Source organism: Olsenella massiliensis (assembly GCF_001457795.1).
GTDB lineage: Bacteria > Actinomycetota > Coriobacteriia > Coriobacteriales > Atopobiaceae > Olsenella_F > Olsenella_F massiliensis.
In genome coordinates, this window is sequence record NZ_LN898210.1 from 291,705 (window position 1) to 309,972 (window position 18,268).

Consider the following 18,268-nt stretch of genomic DNA (forward strand, 5'->3'; position numbering starts at 1 on the left):
CGGCGCTAGACCTCCATAATGACCGGAATGACCATGGGACGCGTGCGCGTCTTGTCCCAGAGGTAGCTGGACAGCGCGCTGCGAGCCGCCTTGCGGAGCGTCTCGAGATTGCTGCCGCTCTTGTGCGCACGCTTGGACATCTGTTCCTTGACGAGGCGCTGGGCATCCTCGACGAGCCCCTCGGAGTCGAAGGTGACGCCGCGGCAGGCGAGTGCCACGTCGCCGACCTCGCCCCCGCGGCGCGACACGGTGACGACGCAGGTGACGATGCCGTCGCTCGCGAGCTTCTGACGGTCGCGGAACACCACGGGGTCACTGTCCGTCACGTTGAGGCCGTCCACGTAGACCACGCCCGACTCCACGGGCTGGCCCCAGCTCACCTGCCCGTTGCGCATCTCGAGGGTGTCACCGTTGTCGGCGATGAAGATGTGGTCGCGGGGCACCCCCATGGCCTCGCCCAGGCGCGCGTGGGCGCGCAGATGGACCGCCTCGCCGTGGACGGGCATGAAGTAGCGCGGACGCGTCATGGCGAGCATGAGCTTGAGCTCCTCCTGCGAGGCGTGGCCCGAGACGTGCACGACGGTCGTTGACTTGTCAAAGATCGTGCACCCGATCTTCGAGAGCGCGTTGATGATGCCCTGAACGCTCTTCTCGTTGCCGGGAACGGGCGTGGCCGAGATGATCACCGTGTCGTCTGCCGTGATGGTGAGCGACTTGTGGTCGCCGTTGGCCATGCGGGCCAGGGCGCTCATGGGCTCGCCCTGGCTGCCCGTGCAGAGGACGACGATCTTCTCGTCGGGAATGTCGTGGACCTCGTAGGCGTCGATGAGGTCGTCCTGGTCAATCTTGAGGTAGCCCAGCTCGCGGGCGATGCGCGTGTTGTTGATCATGGAGCGGCCCGTGACGACCACCTTGCGACCGACGCAGGTCGCGGCGTCGCAGACCTGCTGGATGCGGTGAATCTGGCTCGAGAACGACGCGACGAAGACGCGACCCGCGGCGTTCTTGATGATGTGGCGCAGAGACGGCCCCACCGTGGCCTCCGAGGGGGTGTAGCCCGGGCGCGTGGCGTTGGTGGAGTCCGAGAGCAGCAGGTCGATCCCCATCGTGGAGAAGCGGTTGATGGCCTGATAGTTGGGAAGGCGTCCGTCGATGGGCGTCTGATCGAGCTTGAAGTCGCCGGTGTGGAGCACGGAGCCCGCCGGGGTGCGCATGTACACGCCGAGCGCCGCCGGGATGGAGTGCGTCTGGGAGAAGAAGTCGATGCTGAAGGCCCCCAGGTTGATGTGGGTGCCGTTTTTGACCTCGCGGAACTTGGGAGCGTTGAGCTTGTGCTCGGCGAGCTTGCCCTCGATGAGCCCAAGCGTGAGCTTGCTGGAGTAGATGGGCACCTTCCTGCCCAGGTCCATGAGCAGGTACGGGAGGGAGCCCGTGTGATCCTCGTGCCCGTGGGTTATGAGGATGCCCCTGAGCTTGTCCTCGTTCTCGAGGACGTAGCTGTAGTCGGGAAGCACCAGGTCAACACCCGGCTGCTCATCGTCGGGAAACATGAGTCCCGCATCGACGAGAACCAGGTCGTCGCCATACTCGAAGGCGGTCATGTTCTTGCCGATGCCGTCGAGTCCGCCCAGAGGGATGACCCTCAGGGGAGTCTGCTGTTTTGCCATGTGCGCGTGCTGTCCTTTCGTGACGTTCTTGGTCAAAGCTATCTCTGGGGCCACGTCGTGGAGGCCCCGCCATCTTCATCGTGACCATTGTACTATCCCCGCCGTCCGTCACCGAAAAGGGACGGAAGCCACCATCAACACTCCCGAGGAGCCTGGGCGCCTTTTGCCACGTGGCCAAACGACGCCGGCACGATCAGGGAAGTCCCCGTGAGGGCTCACTGCCGCCGGTGAGCCATAGGTACGGCTGGACCAGCCGGGAGAGCTCCGAGGCTGGTCCAGAACGGTCAGAAGGAAGGCTGTCGCACCACGGTGCGGCAGCTTATTACGTGTTGCGGATGTACTTTACAAGCGCAATGCATCCCAGGACTTGAAGTAAGGCTGTCAGTATCAGGCTGAGATAGGAACAGGCCGAGACGAACAAAACAAACAGATCAACAGAATGCATAATTCATCACCCTCACATTCCTACTAGGGCCTACCTCAATATAGATACGTATGTATGCCCTCGTCCACAGCTCCTTTTGTCACATTTAACACACTTTGGTGCACAGTGTCACAAACCATGCTTTATTCACCTGTGGCTATATACTAAGGCATTCTGTGTCACGTCACGCACAATGAACCACTTGAGAAGCGCAGCGGCACAAGCGTCACGGTAGGTAGGTGACAATAAAAGCATTAAACCTACCCACGGACACAAGTGCCGCCGCGGCGACGCCTGCAAAAGGCTGGACCAGTCGGGAGAGCTCCGAGGCTGGTCCAGAATGACGCGACGTTATGGATGATGACGGTGACTAGCCCTCGTGACGACGGCGGGGCTGGCGGCCCGACCCGTTGCCGCCGCGATCGCCGGGACGGCGGCTGGGACGGCCGCGACGCTCCGCGCCCTCGTGCTCGTGCGACCTGCCGGAGCCGGCGGGCGCCTCGGGCTTGTCGAGGCGGTCGAGGCTGATCTTGCCCTTCTCGTCCACCTCGAGCACCTGGACGCGGACCTCGTCGCCGACGCTGAGGACGTCCTCGACCTTGTCTACGCGACCCTTGGCGACGCGCGAGACGTGGAGCAGGCCGTCCTTGCCGGGCAGAAGCTCGATGAAGGCGCCGAAGGGCTGGATGTTCACGACGCGGCCCAGATACTCCTCCCCCACCTCGGGGACCTTGACGATGGCCCTGATGCGCTCGGCCGCCTCGTCGCCAGCGCCGGCGGTGCCCGCGATGAAGATGGTGCCGTCCTCCTGGACGTCGATCGTGGCGCCCGTGTCGTCCTGGATGCCGCGGATGACCTTGCCGCCCGAGCCGATCACGTCGCGGATCTTGTCCGTGGGGATGGTGAGGCTGATGATGCTGGGCGCCGTGTCCTTGGTGGTCTCGCGCGGGGCGGGAATCTGTTCGAGCATGGCGTCGAGGATGAACATGCGGCCCTCGTGCGCCTGGTGGAGCGCCTGGCGCAGGATCTCGGGGGTGAGGCCCGTGGCCTTGTTGTCCATCTGCATGGCCGTGATGCCCTTGGTGGTGCCGCAGACCTTGAAGTCCATGTCGCCGAGGAAGTCCTCGATCCCCTGGATGTCGGTGAGGACGACGGTCTTGCCCTCCTCCTGGATGAGGCCCATGGCCACGCCCGAGACGGGACGGGCGAGGGGCACGCCGGCGTCCATGAGAGCCAGCGTCGAGCCGCAGGTCGAGGCCATCGACGAGGAGCCGTTGGACTCCATGACCTCAGAGACCACGCGGATGGTGTAGGGGAACTCGTCCTCGGAGGGGATCACGGGCAGAAGTGCGCGCTCGGCGAGGTTGCCGTGGCCTATCTCGCGACGCTTGGGCGCGCCCATGCGGCCCGTCTCGCCCGTGCAGAACGGCGGGAAGTTGTAGTGGTGGATGTAGCGCTTGCCATCGACGGGCTCGATGGTGTCAAGGCGCTGCCACTCGTTGAGCATGCCGAGCGTGGCCACGGAGAGGACCTGCGTCTGGCCGCGCTGGAAGAGGCCGGAGCCGTGCACGCGGGCGAGGTAGTTGGGCTTGACCATGAGCGGACGAATCTCGGTGGCCGCGCGCCCGTCCACGCGCTCGCCGGTCTCGACGACCATCTTGCGCATGGCGTGCTTCTCGAGGCCCTTGAGCTCCACGGGGATGGCGCGGTCCCACAGGGATTGCTCCTCCTCGGAGAACTCCGCCCTGATGGCGTCCTTGAGCGCCTCGACCCTGCCCATGCGGGCGAGCTTGTCGGCGTCCTTGAGCGCGGCGGCCATCTCGTCAAAGTGCGCGAAGACGCGCTCGTGAACCTCGGCGACGGGCTCGTCGAGCAGGTACTCGCGCGGCGCGATGGGGCCGTTCGCGGCCTCCACCTTGGCAAAGAAGGCCTTTTGCTCCTCGCAGAAGGCCGCGATGGCCTCCTGGCCGAAGGCCATGGCGGCGAGCATATCATCCTCGGAGATCTCCTTGGCGCCCGCCTCGAGCATGCTGATGAAGGTGGCCGAGCCGCCCAGCTCCAGGTCGAGGTCGGAGGCGTCGCGCTCCTCGTAGGTCGGGTTGACGATGAACTCGCCCGTCTCGACGTCGCGGCCGATGCGCACGCCGGCCAGCGGGCCCTCGAAGGGGACGCCGCCCACGGTGAGCGCCGCGGAGGCGCCCATGATGGAGATCGTGTCCACTGAGTTGACCTGGTCGGCCACGAGCGGCATGGCGACGATCTGCACCTCGTTGCGGAAGCCGTCGGGGAAGGACGGGCGGATGGGGCGGTCGATCATGCGCGCCGTGAGCGTGGCCTTCTCGGAGGGACGCGCCTCGCGCTTGAGGTAGCCCCCCGGGATGCGTCCCACGGCGTACATCTTCTCGATGAAGTCCACGGTCAGCGGGAAGAAGTCGTAGTTCTTGCGCTCCTTTGAGACGACCACGGTCACGTTGACCGTGGACTCCCCGCAGGACACCACGCACGCGCCGGTGGCCTGCTTCGCGAGTTCGCCCGTCTCGAGACGGTAGTGCTTTCCGTAGAGGTCGAACTCGTGCGTAACTTTTGCCATGTCGTTTCCTCTTTATCTCCGCCTGCCCCTTTGCAGGCGGGCCGTCATGTGAGGGGAGCGCCTTGCGGCGCTCCCCACGATGCCATCTGTGGTCTACTGGATGTTGTCGCGAATGCCCAGACTCTTGATGAGCGCTCGATATGCCTCGATGTCCTGCCTCTTGATGTAGGACAGGAGGCGACGACGCTGGCCGACGAGCATCAGAAGGCCGCGGCGGGTGTGGAAGTCCTTCTTGTGCGACTTCATGTGCTCGGTGAGGCCCTTGATGCGCTCGGTGAGCAGGGCCACCTGGACGGGCGCGGAGCCGGAGTCCTGGGCGTCCTTGCCATACTGGGCGATGAGCTCTGCCTTGCGATCCTTTGAGACTGCCATGGGGGTTCTTCCTTTCCTGGATATTCGCCTCAGACCGGGAGAGCCGCCTGGCGAGCGAGCCCCTAGGTCAAAGGTACGGACGGAAGCTAGGATAGCACGCCGGAGCCGTTACGGGGCTGGAGGCGGGACCACGGGCGCAACTAAACAAGGTCGCCATAGTTGCCACGCCCGCCCGGCGCCGGGCGGGCAGGAGCTCAGGCCCCGAGCATGAACTCCAGGCAGCGCAGGCGCGCGTCAAGGTGGGTGGACGCCCACTCGTGAGAGACCTCCAACAGCAGCGACGCCGTGGCGTCGTCAGAATCAAGGGACAGCAGCTGGTCAAAGGTGAGCGAGAGCAGCGACGAGACCCAGGAGAGGCCCCCTGCTCCCAGGAGCCGGACACCCGGCACGTCCTTGGCACAGCTGGCGCAGAGGGCCCCGCCCGCCAGCGAGGAGAACGACGACACGTCCGGGTCGCCGCAGGCGACGCATGACGCCAGCTGCGGCATCCAGCCGCAGTGCGCGCAGACCTTGAGGGCGTAGGCCGCCGTGAGGAGCCTGAGCGAGGCCTGGGAGGACAGCCCCTCCACGGCCGAGAGCGCCTTGGCGCAGATGCCGTACAGGTAGGGGTCGCGCACGTCCTCGAAGCTGGTGAGGCGCGCCAGCTCCGCCACGGCGCTGGCCGCGCACACGCGCCCGTAGTCGCCCCGGATGGCTCGATGGGGGTTGACGAGGGCGGCCTCGCTGACGATGGAGAGCGCGCCGCGCCCCTTGGCGAGCAGGACGTCCACCTCCGAGAAGAGCTCGGAGCGCGAGGCGAGGCGGCCCCCCGGCTTGCGCGCGCCCTTGGCGACGGCGCGCACCTGCTCGCCCTCGCGGCTGAGCAGCGTCAGGATGAGGTCCTGCTCCGAGAGCTTGGTGCGGTCGAGGACGACGCAGCCGAGCCGGAAGGTGCGCGCGGGCACGGGGCGCTACTCCTCGACGGACAGGCCCATGCGCCTGATCTCGGACTGGTCGCGCCGCCACGCGGGACGCACCTGGACGCGCAGGTCAAGGTAGCAGGGGGCGTCGAGGAGCCTCTCCACGTCGCGGCGGGCCGAGATGCCGATGCGCTTGATCATGGCGCCCTTGTGGCCGATGACGATGCCCTTCTGGCCCTCGCGCTCGACCACGATGGTGGCGCGGACGGAGGCGTGGCCGTCCTTGGCCCACTCGATGCCGTCACAGACCACGCCCACGGAATGGGGAACCTCCTCCCGCAGGTTCAGGAGCACCTTCTCGCGCACGAACTCCGCAACGAGCTCCTCGTCCGTCATGTCGACGTCCATGTCCTCGGGAAACCAGGAGGGGCCCAGGGGCAGGTGCGCGGACACGAGGCGCAAAAAGACGTCCACGTTGAAGCCCTCCTTGGCCGAGACGATGATGCCCTCGTCAAAGTGGGCCAGGGCCGCCGCCGCATGAAGCTGCGCGGCGGCACGCTCGGGCTCGACGAGGTCGGCCTTGGTGATGACGAGGAGCTTGTACGGGGCGCCTGAGGCCTCCACGTGCGAGGCGACCCACTCGTCTCCCCTTCCGACGGGCTTGGTGGCGTCAACGAGGAAGGCCGCGACGTCCACGTCGGCGAGCGACGAGAGCGCGGCCCTGTTGAGCTCCTTGCCCAGGGCGTCCTGAGGCTTGTGGAGGCCGGGCGTGTCAACGATGACGACCTGCGTGTCATCGGTGTTGATGACGGCCCTCATGCGCCGACGCGTCGTCTGCGCCACGTTGGAGGTGATGGCGATCTTGCCCCCGTAGCAGGCGTTGAGCAGCGTGGACTTGCCGGCGTTGGGCCTGCCGACGAGGGCGACGAAGCCGCTGTGATGCGAGGGCTGGCCGGGCACGTCTCCCATGCCGGCATGCTGGTCTGACATGACTCACCTATCCTAGGACGAGACGGACGATGGCATTGACGTACAGTATGAGACCGATGAGCGCCACCACGACCGAGAGGGTCCAGGTGGCGGCCGCGGCGATGTCCTTGGCCCGCCCCGCGAGGGGGTGGAACTCGGGAGACACGAGGTCGACGACCGTCTCGACGGCCGTGTTGAGCAGCTCGGCGGCGATGACGACGCCGCAGCAGAGCAAGAGGAGGGCCCAGCTCAGCGGGTCAAGTCGCACGGCGATGCCCCCGATGAGCGCGCAGGCTCCCACGGCGAGCATGACCTTGAGGTTGCGTTCCTGTCGCAGGGCGCCCCGAAGGCCCTGGACGGCAAAGAGGAAGCTCCTCCTGAAGGACGGATGACGGGGCGTCTTTCCCGGAATCATGCGCTAGCCCTCACGATGACGGGTCAGTCTCACGGGCGCCACGCGCTCGTCGGCCACAACCAGGCGCACGAGCTCGTCCTCACGCGCCTCCATGGCCCGCGCCTCGTCCTCCTCCAGATGGTCGTAGCCAAGAAGATGGAGGGTGCCGTGAACGAGCAGGAGCCTGAACTCGTCAGCCCAGGTGGTGCCGTAGCGTCGTGCCTGGCGAGCGATGTAGTCGGGCGCGATCACGACGTCGCCCAGCTCGCAGGGCTCGCCGGGCGCAAGGTCAGGGTCGCAGGGACGCTCGCACTCGAGCGAGATGACGTCAGTGGCCTGCGGGCACCCGCGCCACCTCTCGTTGAGGGACGCCATGCGCTCGTCGCTGACGACGCTCACCGACATGAGGCAGGGCCGCTCGACGCCCTCCTGGTCAAGGACGAGGCTCACGTCGCGGACGATCTCCTCCGGGCTGACGGGGCATGTGACGCCCTCGTCGCAGCAATAGTCAATCTCGTGGTGGGGCATGCTACTCCGCTCTCTTTTCATGTGCGCCCTCGGCCCTATCGTAGGCGTCCACGATGCGGGCCACAAGGCTGTGACGGACGATGTCACCCTTGTCGAGGTCAACGAACGCGACGTCGTCGAGGCCCGCGAGCACGACCCGCGCCGACTCGAGGCCGTTGCGCCCGAGCAGGTCACGCTGGGTCTGGTCGCCGGTTATCACGAACTTGGACGAGAAGCCCAGGCGCGTGAGAAACATCTTCATCTGGTCCGGCGTCGTGTTCTGGGCCTCGTCGAGGATGACGAAGGAGTCGTTGAGCGTGCGCCCGCGCATGAAGGCCAACGGGGCGATCTCTATGACGCCGCGCTCGATGAGGGAGCTGCCCCCCTCCATGTCGAGCATGTCGAACAGCGCGTCATAGAGCGGCCGCACGTAGGGGTCGAGCTTCTCCTGCAACGTGCCGGGTAGGTAGCCCAGCGACTCCCCCGCCTCCACGACCGGTCGCGCGAGCACGATGCGACCCACCTCCTTGCGCTTGAGCGCCGCCATGGCCATGGCCATGGCGAGGTAGGTCTTGCCCGTGCCCGCCGGCCCGACGCCAAAGGTCACGGTGTTGCGGGCTATGGACTCGATATAGCGCTGCTGCCCCTCGGTCTTGGGGCGGATGGAGCGTCCCCGGTAGGTGAGCAAAATGTCGCGCGAGAGGTCGGGGGAGCTCCTGACGCCGCGACGCACCTGTCCCACGAGCAGCTCGACGTCGGCCTCGTCGGGCCTCTCGCCCCTCTCCACGAGCCGTATGAGCCGCGAGAACACCGACGTCGCCGCATCGACCTCGTCCGCGGGTCCCATGACCTTGATCTGGTTGCCCCGGACGGAGACCATGGCGTCAAAGGACTCCTCGACCTTCCTGAGAAGCGAGTCCGACGGACCCATGAGGCTGAGCGGGTCTATGGCGTCAGGAATAGTCAGGCGGACATGGGTCGGCTGCATGGGCAGGCGCTCCTTCCAGGTTGACGCTGGGCGCACCCCAAGGCGCACGACTCCATGATAGCCCGAGAACGCCCGCGCTCACAGAAGCTCGGCAAGGAGGCTCCCGTCATCGAGCAGGGACGTGAGACGTGCGCGCACCATCGAGCCCACCTGCGCCGCCGGTGAGACGCGCACGTCAAAGAGGCCGCCCGTGACGCCTCTGCCGCGCGACTCCACCACCACGAGCTCTTCGGTGCCCAGACGAGCCCGTGCCGCCTCACGGCGGAGGTCGCGCGCGAGGGCGCGCAGCCGGGCGCTGCGCGCGGCCTTGTCCTGGGCGCTGACCTGGTCGGGGGCGTCCGCCGCCGGCGTGAGGGGTCGGGGCGAGTAGCGAAACACGTGCATGTTGGCAAAGGCCATGTCACGGCAGAACGACAGGCTCTGCTGAAACTCCGCCTCAGTCTCGCCGGGAAAGCCTGCGATCACGTCGGTGCCCAGCGCCAGGGAGGGCACGGCGGCGCGGGCCATGTGGGCCATGCGGGCGTACGCGGCGACGTCATAGGGCCTGCCCATGCGGGCGAGCGTCGCATCGCAGCCGGATTGCAGGCACACGTGCAGGAAGGGGGCGAGACGCTCCGGATACGCCCCGAGCGTCTCGACGAGGCGGGCACTGACGTCCATGGGCTCGATGGAGCCTATGCGCACCCGACGCACGTCCGTCTCGCGCATGAGCATCGCCAAGAGGCCGGCGAGGTCCAGTCCCCGGTCCTGATAGCTTCCCAGGTTGATGCCCGAGAGGACGACCTCGGCAGCGCCGCGCTCGCTCTCGCGGGCGACCCGCTCGAGCACGTCCGCGGCAGGAAGCGAGCGCTGGGCGCCCCGCGCCCTCCAGACGATGCAGTAGCTGCAGCGATGGTCGCAGCCGTCCTGGATCTTGATGCCGGGGCGCGTGCGACCCGTGGGCGTGCCGGGGCGTGGCGCGGCGCTCTCGTGCGGCAGGGCCGAGGTCCCCACGACGCTCATGACCTGGGCGGCGACCTGTGCCTTGTCGGGCACCACGCGCACGTTGGGGGCGACGGACGCGAGCTCGTCGGCAAAGAGGCTGGCGACGCAGCCGCTCACGACCACCTCGGGGGCCTGGGGCAGGGCCGCCAGGCGACGCACGCGCTTGCGCGTCGTCGCCTGCGCCTCCCCCGTGACGGCGCAGCTGTTGACGACGATGACGCTCGCGTCGGGCGGGTCCACGACGGCGACGCCCTCGGCCGCGAGCGTGCGGGCGATGTCGTCCAGCTCGTCACGATTGACCCTGCACCCGAGGTTCACGTAGGCGACGCGCGGCGCCGTCAACGACGCCTCCTGCCGTGGGGCCTCTTCTTTTCGCGCGCCGCCGACGACGTGGCGTCGGCGGCCGTGTCGCGAGGCTCGACCCCTGCGGCGGCCCGGCGACGCCTGATGAGCCCGCGCAGCAGCTCAAGGTCTTCCTCGGCCAGATTCGCGGGGGGGTTCACCTGGACGACGGCGATGAGCGAGCCGCGCGTCGCGGAGCCCGTCCGCGGCATGCCCCTGCCCGGCACCCTCACCCGCTCGCCGTAGGCGCAGTTCGCCGGCACCCGCACCTCGACGCGCTCGCCCTCGATGACGCCGTCCAGGGTCAGGGTCCTGCCGACGATGGCGTCAAGGGCGTCGACCTCGACCTTGCAGAACAGGTCGTCGCCCTGCCGCTCGAAACGCTCGTGCGCCTGCACGTCAACGGTCACCACGAGGTCGCCGGCACGGTCGTTGCGCACGCCCGCCTCGCCCTTGCCCCCCAGCGCGAGCGACTGTCCTGCGTGGACGCCCGCGGGGATCTTGACCTCGACGACCTCGCGCGAGGGCGTGCGCCCCTGCCCCCCGCACGTCTCGCAGGGGTGGTCCATCACCGTGCCGGCGCCCTGGCACGCCGGGCAGGTCGTCTGCGACTGCATCTGTCCGAAGATGGTGCGCTGGACCTCGACGACGCGCCCGGTGCCCTGGCAGCGCGTGCAGGTGACGACCTTGCCGTGTTCTGCCGCGCCGCTGCCGCCGCAGTCGTCGCAGGGGGCCAGCCGCTCATAGGAGACCGTCTTGGTGCAGCCCGAGGCCGCCTCCTCGAGCGTGATGCGCAGCGTGATGCCCATGTCACGCCCGCGGGTGCGCGGAGCCCGACCGCCGGCGGAACCGCCGCCGCCGAAGAAGGAGTCAAAGATGTCGTTGATGCCGAAGCCCCCGCCGAAGATATCCGACATGTCCACGTAGTCAGCGCCGAAGCCGCCCGGGCCGTCGGGCGTGCCGTAGCGGTCGTAGTTCGAGCGCTTGCGCTCGTCAGAGAGGACGGAGTAGGCCTCGTTGACCTCCTTGAAGCGCGCCTCCGCGTCAGGCTCCTTGCTGACGTCGGGGTGCAGCGTGCGCGCCTTCCTGAGGAAGGAGCGCTTGATGGTCTTGGCGTCGGCGTCCCTCGCGACGCCGAGGATCTCGTAATAGTCCGGACTTGCAGCCAATCTCACCGATCTCCCTTGCGAATCAACTGACGTGGCGTGACGCCCAAAGGCCTACCTGCCAACATAGCCCCGGGTGCCCAGGCTGGCGCAGGAGTGCATCATCGTGAGCAGAAGCGCGAGCAGAAGGCCGTTGGAGGCCCCGTTGGCGGCGACCCTGAGGCCGTGCTTCCACCAGGTCCTGGGATGCATGACGCCCTCGCCCAGCAGGCTCCAGAGCCCCACGCCCATCACGAGGACCACGAAGACGCCCATGCTCGTAAGATCCTGCGACGCCAGGCCGAAGGCGACGAAGGGCGTCCCAAAGCCCAGCAGGTAGAACCCTCGTGCCTGGCGCGAGCTCAGGCGCTCGGAGGCGACGGCGACGCGACACACGAAGTCGCCCCCCTCCCTGCCGTTTGTGCCGGCGTTTCCCATCCCGGCGACGCGGACCTCGCTCCCGTCGTGGGAGCCCGCCGGCACGTGGACGACCACCTCGCTGGCCGAGAGGGTGCGTCCCGACCCGCCGCATGCGGGACAGGGGTCGGCCACCACCTTGCCGGTGCCCGCGCACTCGGGACACTCCATCTCGAGGGTGCCGAAGCCGAAGATGCCGCTGAGGTCAACGCCGATATGCCCCGACCCGCCGCAGGTGGGGCAGGTCTCCGCGTGCTCATGGCGTATGGAGCCAAAGCCGTGGCAGCTGTCGCAGCTCGCATAGCGCTGGTAGGTGACCCCGCGCGTGCAGCCCTCCCGAGCGGACCGCTCGTCCAGGTCGAGCTCGACCACGACGTCAGACCCGGCGCGCGGGTTGTACGCGCGTCCCGCCGACCGGCCGGCCGTGCGCCCGACGCCGCCGAAGGGAAAGCCCCAGCCAAACGGGTCGCCGCCCGATCGTGCCGTGCTCGCGCCCGCACCTTCCCATGGCGCGAAGGGGCTGCCCGAGCGCATCGCGTCATAGCGGCTGCGCTTGCCGTCGTCCGACAGGACGGCATAGGCCTCAGAGACCTCCTTGAAGCGCTCCTCCGCGCCGGGGTCCTTGTTGACGTCCGGGTGGAGCTTGCGCGCCTTCTGTTGGAAGGCCCGACGAATCTCGTCTGACGAGGCATCCTTCTCCACGCCCAGAATCGCGTAATAGTCCTTCTCGTTCATTGCGGTCATGCGATGGTCCTGCCTGCCTGTCCGTCGTGGTCCTGCAGTCTAGAGAGTATAGCCAAGTGACGCCCTGCCTAAGCACCTGCGGCGCCCATTAGCACCGCGCGCCCAAAACCTCCCCCTCATGCAGGCCCCAGAGCTCGCCGTAGAGCTCGTTGCCCTGGAGCCACCCGCGTCGCGTGGGCGCGAGCGCGCCGTCGGGACGCGACGTCACGAGTCCACGCCGCAGGACGCGGCCAAGGCAGGCGTCCAGGCGTCGTGCGCCCAGGCGCTCTCGGGCGCGCTCGAGCAGAGGCGCCCCCAGGCCCGCGGAGGTGCGCGCGGCGAGCATGAGATCCTCGCAGAGCGCCTGGTCCGCCGTGAGGAACTCGAGGTCACACGAGAGGTCACGCAGGCGGGGGCGAAGGGCGACGGCGCGCGGGGAGCTGGTGACGGTGAGACGGACCCGCGTGATGTTCGCCGGCAGCTTGGGCAGCTGCGGGGCGACGACGCTGAGGCGGGCGTACCCGCGCGCGTCGAGCATGCCCGCTGCGCCCGTCCCCAGGCCCAGGTACGGGCGTCCCGTCCAATAGGCCAGGTTGTGGGCGCAGGCCTCGCCCGGGCGGGCGTAGCTCGCCACCTCATAGCGAACGAGCCCGGCCGCGCCCAGCGCCCCCTCCGCCTCGAGCATGCGGGCGGCCTGGACGTCGGGGTCGTTGAAGGCTGCCTCGGCGTGAACGTAGCGCCTGCCGAAGGCGCTGCTCTCCTCAATCTGGAGCGGGTACACGCTCACGTGGCCGACGCCCGCGTCGATGACGCCGGCGAGCGTGGCGCGCCAGGATCGTTCCGTCTGCAGGGGTATGGCACACATGAGGTCGCAGGAGACGAGAAGGCCGCTTTTGACGGCCGCGGACAGGCGCTCTCGGGCCTGCGGCGCACCGTGTGCGCGCCCCAGGGCGGCGAGCTCCGCGTCGTCCAGGCTCTGGACGCCCACCGAGACGCGCGTGACCCCGCCGTCCGCGAGCTTTGCCAGCAGCTCGTCGCCAAGCGAGTCGGGATTGGCCTCGCAGCTGAGCTCCGCGAGCGCGGGGCAGGCACGGTGCACCGTCGCCACGAGGGACCCCAGCGTCTTGGGTCCCAAGAAGCTCGGGGTGCCCCCGCCCAGATAGGCCGTCCGGACCCCCTCGAGCAACCCCAGGGACGTCAGCTCTGCGAGCTGAAGGCGAAGGGCCCGCGCGTAGGCGACGAGAAGCTCGTCGTCCGCTCGTGCCGCGCGCGTGGGAAAGTCGCAGTAGAGGCACCTGCGGGCGCAGAAGGGAACGTGCAGGTACAGGGCAGACACGCTCGGCGGGTTTTCGCGGGTCGGGTCACGGGCGCCGTCAGACATCGGCGCCTTCGTCCGCCAGACGGTCGCGCGCGTCGTCAAGCAGGTCAAGGAAGTCGGCCAGGGTGACGCAGGACATGGCGGCGTCGCGCCAGACGGAGGCGTGGGGCAGCCCCTTGAGATACCAGCCGGCGACGCTCCTCCCGCGCACGAGATGCCCGCCCGTCGCCTCGAGAATCTGAAGATGGAGCCCAAGCGCGTCCAGGCGCTGGGCGATTGTGGGGGACATGCCCTCCTCGTGGCGCCGGAGCGCCTGCGCCTGGCAGAAGAGCCAGGGGTTGCCATAGGATCCGCGGGCGACCATGACGGCCGTCGCGCCCGTCTCGTCCAGCAGCCGCGCGGCCGCGCGGGCGTCCGCCGGATCGTCGGATGCGAGAACGTCCTGGAGGCTCGTCTCGCCCTTCTTGATCTTGTCGCGCAGCTCAGCGCTTGTCTCTTATCCACATCTAGATGTGTATAAGAGACGGGGGTGGGGCGCCGCGGCCGGGCGCCCGTGGACGGCTATGGCGGACGCCCCCGCCTGCTCCAGACGGCGCGCGAAGTCGGGGGCGACCTCCTCGCCGTCACGCCGTCCGCGACGAATCTTGCAGGTCACGGGCACCTGGTCGCAAACGCCTCGCCGACAGGCGCGCACGATCGCCTCTGCGCGCGCGGGCTCGTCGAGGAGGGCCGACCCCTCCCCCTTCGAGACGACCTTGCGGACGGGGCAGGCCATGTTGACGTCGATGAGGGCGAGCCTCTCGCCCAGGCGCTCGGCCACGAGCGCGGCGGCCTCCTCGAACTGCTCGGGCCTGCTCCCGAAGAGCTGGACGGCGAGGTCGGGCTCTCCCTCGACGGGCAGCACGAGGTCCCAGGTCTTGTCGCTCCCGTAGTGGATGCCCGCGACGGAGACCATCTCGGTGTAGGCCAGGGCCGCTCCCCCGGCACGCGCCATCAGGCGATACGCGCCGTCGGAGACGCCGGCCATGGGAGCCATGAGCAGGGGGTTTCGGGCAAGGAGAGAACGAAGGCTCGAGCCGCGCCCGACGAAGGGGCGCACGGTGGCACCCAGGCCCGCGGCCGGGGCGCGCGCCGCCAGAAGCTCGGAGGGGGTCATTCGTCCCCCACCTTGAGGACGGCGAGGAAGGCCTCCTGGGGCACGTCAACGGACCCGATGGCCTTCATGCGCCTCTTGCCCTCCTTCTGCTTCTCGAGGAGCTTGCGCTTGCGGGATATGTCGCCGCCGTAACACTTTGCCAGGACGTCCTTGCGCACGGCCCGCACCGTGGAGCGACTGATGATCTTGTTGCCGATGGCGCCCTGGATGGGAACCTCGAACTGCTGACGCGGAATGATCTCCTTGAGCTTGTCGCAGAGGCCGCGTGCCAGGGCGTAGGCCTTGTCCTTGTGCACGATGAACGAGAAGGCGTCCACCTCGTCGCCGGCGAGCAGGATGTCGAGCTTGACCAGGTCGCTCGGCCGATAGTCGGCCATCTCGTAGTCAAGAGAGGCATAGCCCTTCGTGCGGCTCTTGAGCTGGTCGAAGAAGTCGAGGATGAGCTCGGCCAGCGGGATGTCAAAGTGGATCTCAACCGACTTCTCGCTGAGGTAGACCATGTCCTTGGTGATGCCGCGGTGCTCGATGGCAAGCTGCATCACCGCCCCCATGTGCTCGGGGGGGACGATGACCTTGGCGGCGAGGTAGGGCTCCTCGATGCGGTCGATGCGCGTGACGTCAGGAAGGTCCTGGGGGCTGGTGATGGCGAGCTCGCTGCCGTCGGTGAGGAACACGTGGTAGTTCACGGAGGGCGAGGTTGCGATGAGGTCGAGGCCGAACTCCCGCTCAAGGCGCTCCTTGACGACCTCCATGTGCAGGAGGCCCAGAAACCCCACGCGAAAGCCAAAGCCCAGGGCAACCGAGGTCTCGGGCGACCAGACCAGGGAGGGGTCGTTGACGCGCAGCTTCTCCAGGGCGTCCCTGAGGTTCTCGTACTGCTTGTTGTCGATGGGAAAGAGGCCGGTGTAGACCATGGGCTTGGCGTCCTGGTAACCCGGGCAGGCCTGGGCGCAGGGGCGCGTCGCCGAGGTGATCGTGTCGCCCGTCTTGACGAGCGCGGTGTCCTTGAGGCCCGTGACCACGAAGCCCACCTCGCCCACGGACAGGGCGTCAACCATGGTCTCGCCCGGGCGCTTGCAGCCGACGCCGTCGCAGAGGAAACCGTCGCCCAGGGCCATCATGCGCAGCTGGTCGCCCTTCCGGATGCTGCCGTCAAACACGCGCACCGTGGCGATGACGCCCCGATACTCGTCGAAGTAGGAGTCCAGGATAAGGGCCTTGAGAGGCGCGGCGGCGTCTCCCGCGGGGGGCGACACCAGGTAGACGATGGCCTCGAGCAAATCATGGATGCCCTCGCCCGTCTTGCCCGAGACGAGCACGGCGTCGTCGGCGGGGATGGCCAGCTCCTCCTCGATCTCGTCTTTGACCTCGTCGGGATGGGCGGAGGGAAGGTCGATCTTGTTGATGGCGGGGACGATGTCGAGGCCGGCGTTCATGGCGAGGGTGGCGTTGGAGACGGTCTGGGCCTCGACGCCCTGGGTGGCGTCCACGACCAGCACCGCGCCCTCGCAGGCCGCGAGCGAGCGGGAGACCTCGTAGGTGAAGTCGACGTGACCCGGGGTGTCAATGAGGTTGAACTGGTAGCTGTCACCGTCGTCCGCGTCGTAGCTCACGCGGACGGCGTTCGACTTGATGGTGATCCCACGCTCCCGCTCGATGTCCATGGAGTCGAGCATCTGGGTGGAGAGGTCGCGGTCCTCGACCGTGTGCGTGAGCTCGAGGATGCGGTCCGAGATCGTGGACTTGCCATGGTCGATGTGGGCAACGATAGAGAAGTTGCGAATATGTGAGACGTCATGCGTGTTCATGCGGAAGATGATAGCAAATGTGCCGGCCAGCATGCTATACTTCAGCGGTTGACCTCGCCGTGTCGAGGGTGGGTGCCCCACGCCCATCCGCAGCTAAGTCAAGAGGCCTCTGGGACAGCATTTGAAAGGATTCGCACGTGGCAAACATCAAGTCGCAGAAGAAGCGCATCATCACCGCCGAGAAGGCCCGCATGCGCAACAAGGCGGTTCGCTCCGCGCTCAAGACTGCCGTCAAGAAGGTTCGCGCGGCCGTCGAGGCCGAGGACAAGGACGGCGCCCAGGATCTTGCCAACAAGGCCGGACGCCTGCTCGACAAGGCGGCCTCCAAGGGCGTTATCCACAAGAACCAGGCCGCCAAGCGCAAGAGCGGCATCCAGAGCCTCGTCAACTCCCTCTAGGGCCCAGGGCCTGATCATGCCGCGCGTTCGCGTTGCGCTCGCGGGTCTCGAACGTTAGGGATTGCGCCGACAGCTCACATCGTAAGGGGTCCGTCCGCCACGACGGGCCCCTTCCTCATATGCACCTGATCCCAAGCTCGTCCTGGGGCCTTGCGGAATGCGGGATTTCAGTTTGGTCCCGGCCGCGAGGACTCAGAGGCCGCAGACGGCGGCCATGAGGGACAGAAAGGCGGTCTCGGCATCCCCGCCGCCCTTGAGGGAGCGCTCGCAGCTCGCGCAGGAGGCCAAGGCGCGTTCAAGCTCGCCCTCGCCAAAGCGCCGCGCCCATCCGACGTGCCGCCTGACGGCCCATTCGGGCTTTCTGAGCGTCGAGGCGAGCAGGTTCGCCTCTCCCCTGTCCGCCAGCGAGCGGGCGCAGATGAGCTCGCGCACTCGTCCGGCGACGAGGGCCGTGAGGGCGATCTGCGAGGGCTTCTGCATGAGGCCGTACAGCTCGAGCGCCCGCGGAAGCCTCCGCTCGCAGAGGGCGTCGAGGAAGTCCCACGGCTTGACCTCCGCCGTCCGCGCCACGTGGCGCTCGACGTCCGCGAGCATGATCTCGCCCCTGCCGCCGCAGAGCGCGGCGAGGGCCCTCACCTGGTTGTCAAGCATGGTGGTTGACGTGCCCGCGCGACTCACGAGCTCACGCGCCGCGTCCTGCCCCATGCTCATCCCTCGCGCCGTCGCAAGCTTCTGGACCAACGTCGAGAGGTCCCGCGACCTCATGGCGGCGCAGTCGATGACGGCCTGGGGGCCCAGGGCCGCCACCGCCTTGTAGAGGCGCGTGGACTTGGCCAGGGACTTTGCGACCAGCAGCAGGACGCAGCCGGGGTTGGGGTCGGCAAGATAGGTGATGATGGCCTCCGACACGGGCTTGGGCAGACGCTCGGACTCGCCGATGAGCACCAGCCTGAAGCCCGAGCCCATGGGCAGCGTGTTGAGCGAGGCGACGAGCTCGACGGGGTCAAGGTCGGGTCCCGCCTGGCGCTCGTCCAGGTTGAAGGCCTCCAGGCCAGGCTCGAGCCTCGCCTTGAGGCGCGTCTGGGCGGCGCGGCTCTTGAGCTCGTCCTCCCCCACGACCAGATAGGCCGCCAGAAGCGGTCGCGCGGAGCGTGATGCCATATGACA

The 18,268-nt window shown here is 67.9% G+C and carries 15 protein-coding genes and 1 pseudogene; 1 reads left to right on the top strand and 15 read right to left on the bottom strand.

Going from position 1 to position 18,268, the window contains the following annotated elements:
• Positions 1 to 5 precede the first annotated feature (5 nt).
• The 14 genes and pseudogenes from BN3001_RS03540 to lepA all read right to left on the bottom strand — a co-directional run bounded on the left by BN3001_RS03540 (position 6) and on the right by lepA (position 16,703).
• A complete protein-coding gene (locus BN3001_RS03540) occupies positions 6 to 1,667 on the bottom strand; it encodes a ribonuclease J (RefSeq protein WP_058270413.1) in 1,662 nt (553 codons plus the stop codon).
• A gap of 794 nt (positions 1,668 to 2,461) precedes the next feature.
• Positions 2,462 to 4,681, bottom strand: a complete 2,220-nt coding sequence (locus BN3001_RS03545) for a polyribonucleotide nucleotidyltransferase (protein WP_058270414.1) — start codon at positions 4,679 to 4,681, stop codon at positions 2,462 to 2,464.
• Positions 4,682 to 4,774: 93 nt separating this feature from the next.
• On the bottom strand, positions 4,775 to 5,053 hold the full coding sequence (gene rpsO / locus BN3001_RS03550; protein WP_058270415.1) for a 30S ribosomal protein S15: 279 nt from the start codon (positions 5,051 to 5,053) through the stop codon (positions 4,775 to 4,777).
• 194 nt (positions 5,054 to 5,247) lie between these two features.
• Complete coding sequence (gene recO, locus BN3001_RS03555) at positions 5,248 to 5,997, bottom strand: DNA repair protein RecO (RefSeq protein WP_058270416.1); 750 nt, start codon at positions 5,995 to 5,997, stop codon at positions 5,248 to 5,250.
• Between the two features lie 6 nt (positions 5,998 to 6,003).
• Entirely contained in the window at positions 6,004 to 6,942 is a 939-nt protein-coding gene (gene era, locus BN3001_RS03560; protein WP_058270417.1) for a GTPase Era, read from the bottom strand.
• A 7-nt stretch (positions 6,943 to 6,949) separates the two neighbouring features.
• Positions 6,950 to 7,336, bottom strand: coding sequence for a diacylglycerol kinase family protein (locus BN3001_RS03565; RefSeq protein WP_058270418.1), 387 nt, complete (start codon positions 7,334 to 7,336; stop codon positions 6,950 to 6,952).
• 3 nt (positions 7,337 to 7,339) lie between these two features.
• Positions 7,340 to 7,843 (bottom strand): rRNA maturation RNase YbeY, encoded by a 504-nt coding sequence (gene ybeY / locus BN3001_RS03570; RefSeq protein WP_058270419.1) that lies wholly within the window; start codon positions 7,841 to 7,843, stop codon positions 7,340 to 7,342.
• Between the two features lies 1 nt (position 7,844).
• A complete protein-coding gene (locus BN3001_RS03575; RefSeq protein WP_058270420.1) occupies positions 7,845 to 8,810 on the bottom strand; it encodes a PhoH family protein in 966 nt (321 codons plus the stop codon).
• A gap of 78 nt (positions 8,811 to 8,888) precedes the next feature.
• Positions 8,889 to 10,136 carry a MiaB/RimO family radical SAM methylthiotransferase gene (locus BN3001_RS03580; protein WP_058270421.1) on the bottom strand — a complete coding sequence of 416 codons (1,248 nt, stop codon included), beginning with the start codon at positions 10,134 to 10,136 and terminating at the stop codon, positions 8,889 to 8,891.
• Positions 10,133 to 11,305, bottom strand: a complete 1,173-nt coding sequence (locus BN3001_RS03585) for a DnaJ C-terminal domain-containing protein (RefSeq protein ID WP_058270422.1) — start codon at positions 11,303 to 11,305, stop codon at positions 10,133 to 10,135. The genes BN3001_RS03580 and BN3001_RS03585 overlap by 4 nt, the downstream gene beginning before the upstream one ends.
• A 51-nt stretch (positions 11,306 to 11,356) precedes the next feature.
• Complete coding sequence (locus BN3001_RS03590; protein WP_058270423.1) at positions 11,357 to 12,442, bottom strand: DnaJ domain-containing protein; 1,086 nt, start codon at positions 12,440 to 12,442, stop codon at positions 11,357 to 11,359.
• A gap of 88 nt (positions 12,443 to 12,530) precedes the next feature.
• Entirely contained in the window at positions 12,531 to 13,757 is a 1,227-nt protein-coding gene (locus BN3001_RS03595; protein WP_235815030.1) for a coproporphyrinogen-III oxidase family protein, read from the bottom strand.
• Between the two features lie 37 nt (positions 13,758 to 13,794).
• A pseudogene (locus BN3001_RS03600) lies at positions 13,795 to 14,895 on the bottom strand (tRNA dihydrouridine synthase).
• Positions 14,892 to 16,703, bottom strand: a complete 1,812-nt coding sequence (gene lepA, locus BN3001_RS03605) for a translation elongation factor 4 (RefSeq protein WP_058270554.1) — start codon at positions 16,701 to 16,703, stop codon at positions 14,892 to 14,894. Before lepA ends, BN3001_RS03600 begins: the two are co-directional and overlap by 4 nt.
• A gap of 137 nt (positions 16,704 to 16,840) precedes the next feature.
• Between lepA and rpsT the strand changes: the two genes are divergently transcribed.
• Complete coding sequence (gene rpsT / locus BN3001_RS03610; protein WP_058270425.1) at positions 16,841 to 17,101, top strand: 30S ribosomal protein S20; 261 nt, start codon at positions 16,841 to 16,843, stop codon at positions 17,099 to 17,101.
• A gap of 192 nt (positions 17,102 to 17,293) precedes the next feature.
• On the opposite strand, the gene holA is transcribed toward rpsT, so the two are convergent.
• On the bottom strand, positions 17,294 to 18,262 hold the full coding sequence (gene holA, locus BN3001_RS03615) for a DNA polymerase III subunit delta (protein ID WP_058270426.1): 969 nt from the start codon (positions 18,260 to 18,262) through the stop codon (positions 17,294 to 17,296).
• Between the last annotated feature and the right edge of the window lie 6 nt (positions 18,263 to 18,268).

Coding starts and splice junctions, on each gene's coding strand:
- BN3001_RS03540 (WP_058270413.1), bottom strand. CDS start 1,667: ATGGCAAAACAGCAGACTCCCCTGAGGGTCATCCCTCTGGGCGGACTC.
- BN3001_RS03545 (WP_058270414.1), bottom strand. CDS start 4,681: ATGGCAAAAGTTACGCACGAGTTCGACCTCTACGGAAAGCACTACCGT.
- rpsO (WP_058270415.1), bottom strand. CDS start 5,053: ATGGCAGTCTCAAAGGATCGCAAGGCAGAGCTCATCGCCCAGTATGGC.
- era (WP_058270417.1), bottom strand. CDS start 6,942: ATGTCAGACCAGCATGCCGGCATGGGAGACGTGCCCGGCCAGCCCTCG.
- BN3001_RS03565 (WP_058270418.1), bottom strand. CDS start 7,336: ATGATTCCGGGAAAGACGCCCCGTCATCCGTCCTTCAGGAGGAGCTTC.
- ybeY (WP_058270419.1), bottom strand. CDS start 7,843: ATGCCCCACCACGAGATTGACTATTGCTGCGACGAGGGCGTCACATGC.
- BN3001_RS03575 (WP_058270420.1), bottom strand. CDS start 8,810: ATGCAGCCGACCCATGTCCGCCTGACTATTCCTGACGCCATAGACCCG.
- BN3001_RS03590 (WP_058270423.1), bottom strand. CDS start 12,442: ATGACCGCAATGAACGAGAAGGACTATTACGCGATTCTGGGCGTGGAG.
- lepA (WP_058270554.1), bottom strand. CDS start 16,703: ATGAACACGCATGACGTCTCACATATTCGCAACTTCTCTATCGTTGCC.
- holA (WP_058270426.1), bottom strand. CDS start 18,262: ATGGCATCACGCTCCGCGCGACCGCTTCTGGCGGCCTATCTGGTCGTG.